Source organism: Pseudomonas sp. 2hn (assembly GCF_019646095.1).
GTDB classification, from domain to species: Bacteria; Pseudomonadota; Gammaproteobacteria; order Pseudomonadales; family Pseudomonadaceae; genus Aquipseudomonas; species Aquipseudomonas peradeniyensis.
The window spans coordinates 4971146-4984253 of sequence record NZ_CP081016.1; the positions used below are offsets into that span (position 1 = coordinate 4971146).

Annotated in this window: 14 protein-coding genes; 8 read left to right on the forward strand and 6 right to left on the reverse strand. The window is 64.9% G+C overall.

All coding sequences use genetic code 11. The annotated features are described in order from the left end of the window. Positions 1–99 precede the first annotated feature (99 nt). The gene (mqo, locus tag K2O50_RS22395) at positions 100–1605 is read left to right on the forward strand and encodes a malate dehydrogenase (quinone) (protein ID WP_050703746.1); all 1506 of its coding nucleotides are present in this window, start codon (positions 100–102) and stop codon (positions 1603–1605) included. 164 nt (positions 1606–1769) lie between these two features. On the opposite strand, the gene K2O50_RS22400 is transcribed toward mqo, so the two are convergent. The 4 genes from K2O50_RS22400 to K2O50_RS22415 all read right to left on the reverse strand — a co-directional run bounded on the left by K2O50_RS22400 (position 1770) and on the right by K2O50_RS22415 (position 3734). Further along, positions 1770–2060 (reverse strand): PA4642 family protein, encoded by a 291-nt coding sequence (locus K2O50_RS22400; RefSeq protein WP_050703745.1) that lies wholly within the window; start codon positions 2058–2060, stop codon positions 1770–1772. A 70-nt stretch (positions 2061–2130) separates the two neighbouring features. Next, the gene (locus K2O50_RS22405) at positions 2131–2601 is read right to left on the reverse strand and encodes a hypothetical protein (RefSeq protein ID WP_050703744.1); all 471 of its coding nucleotides are present in this window, start codon (positions 2599–2601) and stop codon (positions 2131–2133) included. Positions 2602–2700: 99 nt separating this feature from the next. Beyond that, complete coding sequence (locus K2O50_RS22410) at positions 2701–3174, reverse strand: WbuC family cupin fold metalloprotein (RefSeq protein ID WP_050703743.1); 474 nt, start codon at positions 3172–3174, stop codon at positions 2701–2703. Positions 3175–3176: 2 nt separating this feature from the next. Beyond that, positions 3177–3734 (reverse strand): hypoxanthine-guanine phosphoribosyltransferase, encoded by a 558-nt coding sequence (locus tag K2O50_RS22415; protein ID WP_050703742.1) that lies wholly within the window; start codon positions 3732–3734, stop codon positions 3177–3179. A gap of 165 nt (positions 3735–3899) precedes the next feature. Here K2O50_RS22415 and upp point away from each other — a divergent pair, with 165 nt between their 5' ends. Together upp and K2O50_RS22425 are read left to right on the forward strand one after the other, a co-directional pair. Then, positions 3900–4538, forward strand: coding sequence for a uracil phosphoribosyltransferase (gene upp / locus K2O50_RS22420; protein ID WP_028691132.1), 639 nt, complete (start codon positions 3900–3902; stop codon positions 4536–4538). A 2-nt stretch (positions 4539–4540) separates the two neighbouring features. Beyond that, positions 4541–5815, forward strand: coding sequence for a uracil-xanthine permease family protein (locus K2O50_RS22425; RefSeq protein ID WP_050703741.1), 1275 nt, complete (start codon positions 4541–4543; stop codon positions 5813–5815). A gap of 112 nt (positions 5816–5927) precedes the next feature. On the opposite strand, the gene hemH is transcribed toward K2O50_RS22425, so the two are convergent. Beyond that, positions 5928–6941: a ferrochelatase gene (gene hemH, locus K2O50_RS22430; RefSeq protein ID WP_050703740.1), complete on the reverse strand. Its 1014-nt coding sequence runs from the start codon at positions 6939–6941 to the stop codon at positions 5928–5930. A 13-nt stretch (positions 6942–6954) separates the two neighbouring features. Beyond that, positions 6955–7860: a TIGR01777 family oxidoreductase gene (locus K2O50_RS22435; protein ID WP_050703739.1), complete on the reverse strand. Its 906-nt coding sequence runs from the start codon at positions 7858–7860 to the stop codon at positions 6955–6957. 186 nt (positions 7861–8046) lie between these two features. Between K2O50_RS22435 and K2O50_RS22440 the strand changes: the two genes are divergently transcribed. The 5 genes from K2O50_RS22440 to K2O50_RS22460 all read left to right on the forward strand — a co-directional run bounded on the left by K2O50_RS22440 (position 8047) and on the right by K2O50_RS22460 (position 13105). Then, complete coding sequence (locus K2O50_RS22440; RefSeq protein WP_050703738.1) at positions 8047–9033, forward strand: NAD(P)/FAD-dependent oxidoreductase; 987 nt, start codon at positions 8047–8049, stop codon at positions 9031–9033. Between the two features lie 106 nt (positions 9034–9139). Then, positions 9140–10108, forward strand: a complete 969-nt coding sequence (locus K2O50_RS22445; RefSeq protein WP_050703737.1) for a DUF523 and DUF1722 domain-containing protein — start codon at positions 9140–9142, stop codon at positions 10106–10108. Next, complete coding sequence (locus K2O50_RS22450; protein ID WP_050703736.1) at positions 10098–10973, forward strand: MerR family transcriptional regulator; 876 nt, start codon at positions 10098–10100, stop codon at positions 10971–10973. The genes K2O50_RS22445 and K2O50_RS22450 overlap by 11 nt, the downstream gene beginning before the upstream one ends. 11 nt (positions 10974–10984) lie before the next feature. Next, on the forward strand, positions 10985–12421 hold the full coding sequence (gene phrB / locus K2O50_RS22455) for a deoxyribodipyrimidine photo-lyase (protein WP_050703735.1): 1437 nt from the start codon (positions 10985–10987) through the stop codon (positions 12419–12421). 3 nt (positions 12422–12424) lie between these two features. Next, positions 12425–13105, forward strand: a complete 681-nt coding sequence (locus tag K2O50_RS22460; RefSeq protein ID WP_050703734.1) for an SDR family oxidoreductase — start codon at positions 12425–12427, stop codon at positions 13103–13105. Positions 13106–13108 lie beyond the last annotated feature (3 nt).

Sequence of the window (13108 nt, forward strand, 5' to 3'; positions counted from 1 at the left end):
GGAAGTTGCAAGAACTGCGAAGAGTCGGACATGGCGATCCGGGCCACCCCACGGATCCTATGCTGTCAATTAGGTGCTGTAGATTGTGGAGACGCGTTAATGGCGCAGAACGAATCGGTTGATGTGGTACTGGTAGGCGCGGGCATCATGAGTGCCACCCTGGCCGTACTGCTCAAGGAGCTCGACCCGACCCTGAAGCTTGAGGTCGTCGAGGCGATGGACTCCGGGGCCGCGGAGAGTTCCAACCCCTGGAACAACGCCGGTACCGGCCATGCCGGCCTGTGCGAGCTCAATTACACCCCGCAGGCCGCCGATGGCAGCATCGACATCAAGAAGGCCGTGCACATCAACACCCAGTTCGAGGTCTCGCGCCAGTTCTGGGCCTACCTGAGCCGCAAGAGCGGCTTCGGCTCGCCGCGCGCCTTCATCAACCCGGTACCGCACCTGAGCTACGTCGAGGGTGACAAGGGCATTGCCTTCCTCAAGAAGCGCTTCGAGCTGCTCAAGCAGCACCACGCCTTCGCCGAGATGGAATACACCGAAGACCAGGCGGTGATGAAGGAGTGGATGCCGCTGATGATGCCAGGTCGTCCGGCCGACCAGCGCATCGCCGCAACCCGCGTGATGAAGGGCACCGACGTCAACTTCGGCGCCCTGACCAACAAGCTGCTCAAGCAGCTGGGCAACAGCCCGGACGCCCAGGTCAAGTACAGCAAGAAGGTCGTCGGCCTGCGCCGCAACGGCAGCGGCTGGACCGTGAGCATCAAGGACGTCAACAGCGGCGGCAGCCGTGAAGTCGACGCCCGCTTCGTCTTCCTCGGCGCTGGCGGCGCGGCCCTGCCGTTGCTGCAGATGTCCGGCATCCCGGAGAGCAAGGGCTTCGGCGGCTTCCCGGTCAGCGGCCAGTGGCTGCGCTGCGACAACCCGGAAATCGTCAAGCAGCACCAGGCCAAGGTCTACAGCCAGGCCGCGGTCGGCGCCCCACCGATGTCGGTACCACACCTGGACACCCGCGTGGTCGATGGCAAGACGTCGCTGCTGTTCGGCCCGTACGCCGGCTTCACCACCAAGTTCCTCAAGCACGGCTCGCTCCTGGACCTGCCGCTGTCGGTGCGTGCAGGCAACCTCGGCCCGATGCTGGCCGTGGCCCGCGACAACATGGACCTGACCAAGTACCTGGTCAGCGAAGTGATGCAGTCGATGGAACAGCGCCTGGAATCGCTGCGCCGCTTCTACCCCGAGGCGAAAGCCGAGGACTGGCGCCTGGAAGTGGCCGGTCAGCGCGTGCAGATCATCAAGAAGGATCCGAAGAAAGGCGGCATCCTGCAGTTCGGCACCGAGCTGGTCTCGGCCCAGGACGGCAGCCTGGCCGCGCTGCTCGGTGCATCGCCGGGCGCCTCGGTGACCGTGTCGATCATGCTCGAGCTGATCGAACGCTGCTTCCCCGAGCAGGCCAAGGGCGCCTGGGCCGCCAAGCTCAAGGAGATCTTTCCGGCCCGCGAGAAGGTCCTGGCTACCGATGCCGCGCTGTACCACAAGATCAGCGCCGACAACGATGTGGCGCTGGAGCTGGTGGAAAGCAGCCCGGCCAAGCATTACGCCTGATCCGGCTGAAACGAAAAAACGCCCCTCGGGGCGTTTTTTTGTTTGCGGGCAGATCCCTCGTGGGAGCGGGCTTGCCCCGCGATCTGGCCGGTGCAGACCGGATCATCTCCATGGCTGTACCACTGTTATCGCGGGGCAAGCCCGCTCCCGCGCAACGCTCCGGATCAAACTCGGGCCTTATTGATGATCTCGATGTACTCCGGCGCATTGCGCTGGTCGGCGATCACCTCGACGAAGGTCTTGCCGTGCTCGTCCTTGCCGTCCAGGTCATAACCAGCCGCGACGAAGAAGCCCACATAACGCTCGAAATCATCGATGCGCAGGCCACGATAACCCTTGATCAGCTTGTGATGCGACGGCGAGGTAAGGCCATCGGCCGGCTCGAACTGCAGGAACGTCTTGATGTACTCGTCGCTGATCTCGTCACCAATCACTTGTTTCTTGTCTTTACGCATCGCCGACTCCAACTGGACCATCACGGACATTTTCGAAGGCCGGCAGTTTACCCCCCGAAACCTGCGGCCCTCAACGCGTACGTACGGTACCGGTGTGCAGGTCGGCCCAGATGTGGCCATTGGCGTAGGTAAGGAACTGCACGTACAGGGTTTCGTTGCGCAGCAAGTCCATGATCACCCGGTAGTCGGCCATCGGGTAGTTGAGGGTCAGGGTACGGCTCTTGTCGTCATAGGCCGGCTTTTTCAAGCTCTTGCCGCCTTCGCCGTCGAAGTTGAGCAACACCTGGGCGATGGTAGAACCCTTGCTCAACGGCTTGCCCTTCAGGCGCATCTGCAGGGACGAGGTGATCGGAATCGGTTGCTGGTCGGACTGGCGCTGGGTGCCCACCACCACGCTGTAGTCGGTGACCTGCAGCAGTTGCTGGCTGGCCGGAGCCTCCTGGCGCAGGGAGAGGTCGTCGGGCGGGAGGAACTGGCTGTGCAGCGGCGCAGCGGAAAGCGGCAGGCTCACCGCCAGCAGGAGGGGGACGATCGCACGCATGTGGGGCTCCTTGGCATGAGCAGGCACTCTACGCACAGGCCCTGTCGCGGGGCAAGTCGCAGCGGCGAACCGCCCCCCCCCACGACAAGGGGCGCAGGCTCAATCGAACTGCGCGCGCATCCAGGCGTGATACTCGGCAACGCCCGCTTCACCCTCGCGTGGCGCCCACTCGGCCAGCTCACCCTCGCCCACCGCACGGTACGGCCCGGCCTTGCACTCGAACATGATGCTGTCGTCCTCCAGCACCACCAGGCCATGGTAGACCCCCGGCACCAGGTCGACGCCCAGGCAGTCGCCACCGGCCTCGAGCACACGCTTGTCGGTCAGCGCGCCCTGGTCATCGAAAATCAGCAGGCCAAGGCGCCCCTTGAGCACGATCAGCGTTTCGGCCTTGTCGTCGCTCAGATGACGGTGCGGCTGGATGTAGGTCCGCGGCTGCAGCCCCACGGCCATGCGGTGGCACGGCTCCTCCATCTCGTGGAAGTTGTGGTTCTGCCGACCGCGCGGACTGGCGGTGGCCCGCTCTGCCAGCCCGGCGAACAACGACTGATCGAGGAATCCGGGCTGGCGCATGATTACAGCCCCTTGACCGCGAAGATGCCGTTGGCGTTGCGCCAGTAGCCCTTGTAGTCCATGCCATAGCCGAAGATGTAGCGGTCGATGCATGGCAGGCCGGTGTAGGTGGCCTTCAGGTCCGGGCTGGCCTTGCGGTCGTGGTCCTTGTCGATCAGCACGGCGGTGTGCACCGCGCGGGCACCGGCGTGCTTGCAGAACTCGATGATGGCGCTGAGGGTGTGGCCCTCGTCGAGGATGTCGTCGACGATCAGCACGTCGCGGTCGATGAACGACACTTCCGGCTTGGCCTTCCAGAACAGTTCGCCGCCACTGGTGGTGTTGCGGTAGCGGGTGGCGTGCAGGTACGAGGCCTCCAGCGGGAACTGCAGGTGGGTGAGCAGCTTGCCGGAGAAGATCAGGCCGCCGTTCATCACGCAGAAGACCACCGGGTTCTTGTCGTGCAGGTCCTGGCAGATCTGTTTGCCGACCTCGGCGATGGCGGCCTCGACCTCGGCTTCGTTGTACAGGCAATCAGCCTCGTGCATCACTTGACGGATATGCTCGAGATCGGCGGACATGGCGCTCTCCAGGGGGTGCGTTTTGGAAAAGCGGGCAAAGGTACGCATCCGCTCGTCCCAGATCAAGCCTTTATGGACTAACGTGCACAATGACTGCACGACATCAAGGACTGAATAGATTAATCTAGCGCGGTTTTTTTGCCCGCCTCCCGGAGCCCTCCCCCTATGCCTACTCGTGAGATCCGCCATCCGCTGATCCGCCACAAGCTCGGCCTGATGCGCCGTGCCGATATCAGCACCAAGAATTTTCGCGAACTCGCCCAGGAAGTCGGTGCACTGCTGACCTATGAAGCCACCCAGGACCTGCCGCTCGAAACCTACGAGATCGACGGCTGGTGCGGCAAGGTGCAAGTCGAGAAGATCGCCGGCAAGAAGATCACCGTCGTGCCGATCCTGCGCGCGGGCATCGGCATGCTCGACGGCGTGCTCAGCCTGGTCCCAGGGGCCAAGGTAAGTGCCGTGGGCGTTGCCCGCAACGAGGAAACCCTCGAGGCCCACACCTACCTCGAGAAACTCGCGCCGGACATCAACCAGCGCCTGGCCCTGATCATCGACCCGATGCTGGCCACCGGCGGTTCGATGGTCGCCACCATCGACCTGCTGAAAAAGGCCGGCTGCAAGGAAATCCGCGCCATGGTCCTGGTCGCGGCGCCCGAAGGCATCGCCGTCGTGGAGAAAGCCCACCCCGACGTGCAGATCTACACCGCCTCGATCGACCAGCGCCTGAACGAACACGGCTACATCGTCCCAGGCCTGGGTGATGCCGGCGACAAGATCTTCGGCACCAAGCAGAAGGACGCCTGATCATGCAGGACGGCTTCAACGACCCGCTCTGGCGCCAGGTCGTCTCGGGCGCGCAGATGCTCTTCGTGGCATTCGGCGCGCTGGTGCTGATGCCGCTGATCACCGGCCTCGATCCGAACGTGGCACTGTTCACCGCCGGCATCGGCACCCTGCTGTTCCAGCTGGTCACGGGCCGTCAGGTCCCGGTATTCCTGGCTTCGAGCTTCGCCTTCATCACCCCGATCATCCTCGCCAAGGGCCAGTTCGGCCTGGCCGAGACCATGGGCGGCGTCATGGCCGCAGGCTTCGTGTACACCTTCATGGGCCTGATGGTGAAGATCAAGGGCACCGGTTTCATCGACCGCATGCTGCCGCCGGTGGTGATCGGCCCGGTGATCATCTCCATCGGCCTGGCCATGGCGCCGATCGCCGCCAACATGGCGATGGGCAAGGGTGGTGATGGTGCCGCGCTGATGCCGTACAAGACCGCCATGCTGATCTCCATGCCGGCACTGCTGACCACGCTGATCGTCGCCGTGTTCGGCAAGGGCATCTTCCGCCTGGTGCCGATCATTGCCGGCGTGCTGGTGGGTTTCGCCCTGTCGTTCGCCTTTGGCGTGGTCGACACCGCCAAGATCGCCGCAGCCCCCTGGCTGGAACTGCCGAACTTCACCGCGCCGGCCTTCAACTGGCAGGCCATCCTGTTCATCGTACCGGTGGCCCTGGCCCCGGCGATCGAACACATCGGCGGGGTGATCGCGGTAGGCAGCGTGACCGGCCGCGACTACCTGAAAAAGCCCGGCCTGCACCGCACCCTGCTGGGTGACGGCCTGGCCACCACCGCCGCCGGCCTGTTCGGCGGCCCGCCCAACACCACCTATGCCGAAGTGACCGGCGCGGTGATGCTGACCAAGAACTACAACCCGAAGATCATGACCTGGGCGGCGATATTCGCCATCACCCTGGCCTTCATCGGCAAGTTCGGCGCGCTGCTGCAGAGCATTCCGGTACCGGTGATGGGCGGCATTCTCTGCCTGCTGTTCGGCTCGATCGCGGCGGTGGGCATGAACACCATGATCCGCCACAAGATCGACCTGGCCGAGGCGCGCAACCTGGTGATCGTTTCGGTGACCCTGGTGTTCGGTATCGGCGGCGTGCTGATCGGCAGCGGCGACGGCCCGGACGACTGGGGCCTGAAAGGCATCGCCCTGTGCGCCGTGGTGGCCATTGCCCTGAACCTGATCCTGCCGGGCAACGATGGCTGGAAGAACAAGAAGCTGGATGATCAGCTGCCTTGAATGACTAGGTAGAAGCACCTTTGTGGGAGCGGGCTTGCCCCGCGATGACGCCAGCCCAGGCCATCGCCATCGCGGGGCAAGCCCGCTCCCACGAAGCACCACGGACTCACGCTCAAGCCTTCTCGCACATCCCCGCCAACACCCTCACCCACTCCGGGTGATCATTCAGGCACGGCACCAGCACCAGCTCCTTCCCGCCCGCCTCGATGAACTGCTCCTTGCCCCGATCGCCGATCTCCTCCAGCGTCTCGATGCAATCGGCGACAAACGCCGGGCACATCACCAGCAACTTTTTCACCCCCGCCTTGCCCAGCTCGTCCAGGCGCGTCTCGGTGTAGGGCTCGATCCACTTGGCCCGGCCCAGGCGCGACTGGAACGACACCGACCACTTGCCGTCCGGGATGCCCATCTTCTCGGCGAATGCCCTGGCCGTGGCCAGGCACTGGCCGCGATAGCACACCGCACGCATCTCGGCGCTGGCGTCCTTGCAGCAGTCGGCGGCCTGGAAGTCGTGGTTGCCGGTGGGGTCGAGCTTTTTCAGGTGCCGCTCAGGCAAACCATGGAAGCTCAGCAGCAGGTGATCGTAATCCTGCTCCAGGTACGGGCGGGCGCTGGCCACCAATGCATCGATGTACTCAGGGTGATCGTAGAACGGCTGGAGAATGCGGGTCTGCAAGGGCAGCTTGCGCTCGGCGATGGTCTGCTTCGCCAACTCCACCACGGTGGTCACGGTGCTGTCGGCGAACTGTGGATAGAGCGGCGCCAGCGTCACCTTGCGCACCCCTTGTGCAGCCAGGCGCTCCAGGACCTCCGGCAAAGCCGGCTCGCCATAGCGCATGGCGATCTCCACCGGCCCATGGGGCCAATGGGCCATCATCGCCTGCTGCAGACGGCGGGTCAGCACCACCAGCGGCGAGCCCTCGTCCCACCAGATCGAGGCGTAGGCATGGGCCGACTGCTCGGGGCGCTTGATCAGGATCAGCGACACCAGCAACCGCCGCACCGGCCAGGGCAGGTCGATCACGTACGGGTCCATGAGGAACTGGTTGAGGTAACGGCGCACGTCGGCCACCGAGGTGGAGGCCGGCGAACCCAGGTTGACCAGCAGCAGGGCGTGATCGGTCATGCAGCGTCCTATGTCAGAGGCGGCTGGACAGGTTGTCCAGGGCCGATTGCAGATCGTTGAAGCGGAACGTGAAGCCCGCCGCCAGCAGGCGCACCGGGCGCGCGCGCTGGCCGCCGAGCAGCAGCGTCGACAGCTCGCCGAGCCCAGCCTTGAGCAACAGCGCCGGCATCGGCATGAACGCCGGGCGATGCAGGGCGCGGCCCAGGCGCTTGGCGAACTCGCGGTTGCGCACTGGCTCCGGCGCGCAGGCATTATAGGGACCGCTGGCTTCGTTGTGCCGCAAGAGAAAATCAATCAGGGCGATTTGGTCGTCGATATGCACCCAGGGCATCCACTGCCGACCATTGCCCAGCGGCCCGCCCAGGCCCAGCTTGTACGGCAGGCGCAGGCGCGACAAAAAGCCGCCATCGGCGGCCAGTACCAGGCCGGTGCGCACCAGCACCACGCGGATCCCCAGGGCCTCGGCACGCTGGGCGGTTTCCTCCCAGGCGATGCACAGCTGGCTGGCGAAGTCCTCCTTCACCGGCTGCGAAGCCTCGGTGAGCTCACGCTCGCCACCGTCGCCGTACCAGCCCACCGCAGAGCCGGAAATCAGCACTTGCGGGCGGCGCTCAAGGCGCTCCAGCCAGGCCAGCAACTGCTCGGTGAGGGTCACCCGGCTGGCCCAGAGCAGATTGCGCCGCGTCGCGGTCCAGGGCCGGTCGGCGATCGGCGCGCCGGCCAGGTTGACCACCGCGTCGACCTCGTCGTCATCGGCAATGTCCTCCAGTCGGGCCACGCCTCGCACGCCGGTACCGCAGATTTTCGCCACCTGTTCGGGGCGGCGGCTCCAGACCGTCAGGCGATGCCCTTGCTGGCGCCACATCTGGCAGAGGTGTTGGCCGATCAGGCCGGTACCGCCGGTCAGCAATATATGCATGGCTGTGTCCTCACACTGGGCGGCCGTGGTCTATTTTTAAGATCAAGGCACTTTTTTGACCGAACGCTCTCGGATAAACATAGGCCAACCTGCCTATCGAGCGGAATAACCTTATACAAACATTGTGCATTGTACAGGTTTGCCTGGCAGCGTAGGCTGCGTATAGCTAGGTTCGAAGAGGCCATCATGACAGTACCTATTGCCATCATCGGTGCCGGAATCGCCGGCCTGTCCGCCGCCCAGGCCTTGCAGAAGGCCGGGCAGACCGTTCATTTGTTCGACAAGGGCCACGGCAGCGGCGGACGCATGGCCAGCAAGCGCAGCGATGCCGGCGCCCTGGACCTCGGCGCCCAGTACTTCACCGCCCGCGACCGGCGCTTCGTCGAGCAGGTCCAGCACTGGGTGGCCAACGGCTGGGCCGCGCAGTGGAAGCCGCAGCTGTACAACTACCGCGATGGCGAACTGACCCCCTCCCCCGACGAACAGACCCGCTGGGTCGGCGTGCCGCGCATGAGTGCCATCACCCGCGGCCTGCTCAAGGATGTCACGGTGAACTTCGGCTGTCGCATCACCGAGGTATTCCGCGGCAAGCAGTACTGGCACCTGCAGGACACCGAAGGCTGCAGCCATGGGCCGTTCAGCCAGGTGGTGATCGCCGTACCGGCGCCCCAGGCCACCCCGTTGCTGGCCGCCGCGCCCAAGCTCGCGGCGGTTGCCGCCGGGGTGCAGATGGAGCCGACCTGGGCCATTGCCCTGGGCTTCCAGGCACCGCTGGAAACCCCGATGCAGGGCTGCTTCGTGCAGGATAACCCGCTCGACTGGCTGGCCCGCAACCGCAGCAAGCCGGGCCGCGACGAACACCTCGACACCTGGGTGCTGCATGCCACCTCCAGCTGGAGCAAACAGCACATCGACCTGCCCAAGGAGGAAGTGATCGAGCAGCTGTGGGGAGAATTTGCCGAACTGGTCGGCTGCGTCGTTCCCGCACCGACCTTCGCCCTCGCCCACCGCTGGCTGTACGCGCGCCCTGCCGTCAATCACGAGTGGGGCACGCTGGCCGATGCCGACCTGGGCCTGTACGCCTGTGGCGACTGGTGCCTGTCCGGCCGGGTCGAAGGGGCCTGGCTCAGCGGCCAGGAAGCCGCCCGGCGCCTGCTGGAGCATCTGGAATAATCGACGGAAAATATATACAAAAAATTATACTTGTATAAGTTTTCATCTGTGCTGGAATAGACTTGTACAAACCGTGCAGCCTGTACAAGTCATTCCGGAGACCGCGATGAACGCTTCCCCACACAGTGGCAAGCCTCGCCTGGCCATCAGTGCCTGCCTGACCGGCCGCAACGTGCGCTACAACGCCGGCCACAAAGCCTCCAGCCTGTGCCTCGAGCTGCTCGGCAAGCATTTCGACTGGGTCCCCCTGTGCCCCGAGGTCGCCATCGGCCTGGGCACGCCCCGTGAACCCATCCGCCTGGTAGGCGACCCCGAGCATCCGGCCGTCACCGGCACGCGCAACAGCGCCACCGATTTCGCCGGCCCGCTGCGTGCCTACGGCGCACAGATGGCCGACGAACTCGACGATATCTGCGGCTACATCTTCATGCAGAAGTCACCGTCCTGCGGCCTCGAACGGGTCAAGGTCTACCAGGAAGACGGCCGTCCGGCCCACCAAGGTGGCCGGGGCGCCTACGCCGCGGCATTCTGCGAGCGACGCCCGGACCTGCCGGTCGAGGAGGAAGGCCGCCTGCACGATCCGGTGCTGCGGGAAAACTTCATCGCCCGCGTCTACGCCTACGCCGACTGGCGACAACTGCTGCGCCAGGGCCTGAGCCGCGGCGCGCTGATCCGCTTCCATGCCCGCTACAAGTACCTGCTGATGGCACACAACCCCCAGGCCTATCGCAGCCTCGGCCGCCTGCTCGGCAACATGAGCCGCGACGACGACCCGATGCAACTCGGCCCGCGCTACTTCAGCCAGCTGATGCAGGCCCTGCGCCGCTGCGCCAGCCGCGGCACCCACGGCAACGTGCTGCAGCACCTGAGCGGCTACCTGCGCAACGACCTGGGCCAGGCGGACAAGGCCGAGTTGCAGCAGGTCATCGGCCAGTACCAGAAAGGCGTGGTGCCACTGGTGGTACCCTTGACCCTGCTCAAGCACCACCTGCGCCGCCATCCCGATCCCTACCTGCTGCAACAGGCCTACCTGCAACCCCATCCGGAAGACCTCGGACTGCGCAATGCCATCTGACCCATTGCTGCCCATCGGCGAAGTGGCCCGCCTGACCGGTGTCAACCCGGTCACCCTGCGCGCCTGGGAACGCCGCTACGGCCTGATCAAGCCGCAGCGCACACCCAAGGGACATCGCCTTTATCCACAGGACCAGGTGCAGCGGGTCCAGGCCGTGCTGCGCTGGCTGGAGCGCGGCGCCGCGGTAAGCCAAGTGCGCGAACTGCTGGACAATACCGCGCACGCCACGGCGCCGATCCAGGGCGAATGGGGCGAACGCATCGAACAGCTGATGGCGGCCATCGCTCGCCTTGCTCAACGCCCACTGGACCAGTTGATCAACCAGGTGATGGCCCTCTACCCCGCCGTGACCGTCTGCGAGCGCTTGCTGCTGCCGCTGCTCGAGGCCCTCGAACAGCGCTGGCAAACGCATTTCGACGCCCGACTGGAACAGGTGTTCTTTCAGGGCTGGCTGCGCAGCAAGCTGGGGGCGCGGGTCTATCACGACAGCCACTCGCTAGGCGGCCCTTGCGTGCTGCTCGCCCGCTCCGACGATTGCGCCTTCGATGCCGAGTTCTGGCTCTGTGCCTGGCTGCTGAGCAGCAACGGCTACCCACTGGAGATCCTCGAGTGGTCCGTTGAACCCCGCCAATTGCGGCTGGCCGTCGAGCAACTGCAGCCACAAGCGCTGCTGCTGCACCTCGGTCGTCGCCCCGACCTCGCCGTGCTCGGTCGAGCATTGCAGGACGTCAACACACTGAAACTCCTGGGTGGTAATACCGTCAGCCTGCATGAGACGGAACTGCACGCACTGTCACTGCCTGACCTGCACCTGTTCGACAGCCCCCAGGCCGCCTTGCGCCGCCTCCAGCAACCCCGACCTTGAGCCTGTTACCCATGCAACTGATCTGGCTGCGCAGCGACCTGCGCATTGACGACAACACCGCCCTCGCGGCCGCCCGCCAGCGCGGCCCGACCGTGGCCCTGTGGATTGCCAGCCCCGGGCAGTGGCAGGCCCACGACGATGCGCCCTGCAAGGTCGACTTCTGGCTGCGCAACCTGCGACTGTTGCAACAGTCGCTGGCGGCATTGAACATTCCGCTGCTGATTCGCACCACCGACACCTGGGCCGACGTCCCTGAATGCATGCTCGAGGTCTGCCGCCAACATCGCATCGAGGCCGTGCACTGGAACGACGAATACGGCATCAACGAGGCCCGGCGAGACCAGGCAACCCATGACGCATTGCAGCAAGCCGGAATCACCGCCACCGGCCACCTCGACCAGCTGCTGTTCAGGCCCGGCAGCGTGCTGACCCGCACCGGCCAGTATTTCCAGGTATTCAGCCAGTTCAAACGTGTCTGTCTGGAACACCTGCACCGCAGCCTCCCGTCGCTGGCTCAACCGGTACAGGCCCAGCAGTCCCTCGGGATCGGCAGCGACGCCGTCCCCCAGCAGATCGAAGGATTCGCGCCCCCTTGCGAAACCCTGCGCCAACACTGGCCGGCAGGCGAGGATGAAGGCCGGCGGCGGCTGCAGCGCTTCGTCGACGAAACCATCGACGACTACGCACAGCTGCGCGACCTGCCTGCCAAGGCCGGCACCAGCCAGCTGTCCCCCTACCTCGCCGCCGGCGTGATTTCGCCACGCCAGTGCCTGCACGCGGCACTGGCCAGCAACCGAGGCGAATTCGACAGTGGCAGCGTCGGCGTACAGACCTGGGTCAACGAGCTGCTGTGGCGCGAGTTCTACAAGCACACGCTGGTGGGCTACCCGCGGGTCTCCCGGCACCGCGCCTTCCGCCCGCAGACCGAAGCGCTGCCCTGGCGCGACGCGCCCGCCGACCTGCAGGCCTGGAAGGAGGGCCGCACCGGATTCCCTCTCATCGATGCCGCCATGCGCCAACTGCTGCACACCGGCTGGATGCACAACCGCCTGCGCATGATCGTCGCCATGTTCCTCAGCAAGAACCTGCTGATCGACTGGCGGCACGGCGAACGGCATTTCATGCGTCACCTGATAGACGGTGACCTGGCCGCCAACAACGGTGGCTGGCAATGGAGCGCTTCGACCGGTACCGATGCGGTGCCCTATTTTCGGATCTTCAATCCCATCACTCAGTCGCAGCGCTTCGATCCGAAAGGGGTGTTCATCCGCCAGTGGTTGCCGGAACTGGAGGGAAAAGACGATAAATCGATTCACTACCCGGTGAAATCCGCCGACCTATTTGCTACTAATAATTACTCGGGCCCGATAGTCGATCTCGATAGTAGTCGCCAACGCGCATTGGAAGCCTTCAAAAGCTTGACCAGCTGGCAGGATCAGGGGGCATAGAGCATGACACGTCGTTTCTGGGTTACAGGAGCCAGCCACGGACTCGGCCTGGCCTTGGTGGAACAGTTGCTCGCACAAGGGCACACGGTGGCCGCCAGTGGCAGGGATAGCCAGGAACTCGACAGATTGGGGGAGCTTCACGGAGCACGCTTGCAGCGGCTTTTCGGCCCCTTGCAGGATGCCGGCCAGCGGCTTCAGGCCGCCTGGGGGGCGCTGGATTGTCTGCTGGTAAATGCCGGGAGCTGCGACTACCTGCCGGACAATATGGCGAATGCTGACCTGTTCGAACAGATCGTCAGCAGCAACCTTCAAGCCACGCACCAGAGCCTGAACGCCGCGCTGCCGTTGTTGGCCAAGGGCCAGAGGCCGCAGGTCATGGCCATTATCAGCCGCTACTCGGCATTGCAGCTGTTCGAACCGAACCAGCCGCTCAACGGCGGCAACAGCCTGCCGACGTGGCTGAAAGAGCAGCGCAACGTCCTACACACGCTGGGCATTGACCTGACAGTGGTGGCGCCCCAGTCGCTGAAGGCCCCGGTGACCTCGGTGCAGGCCATTCCGGAGCCCTGGACGGCGCAAAGCGCGGCGCAGGAGTTGCTGGCGCGCCTGGAGGAGCGCCAAGCCGATCTGGTGCTGGAGGTGCTCAACCCAAGCGAACTGTGGCCGCTGCCAAAGAACAGCTGACCC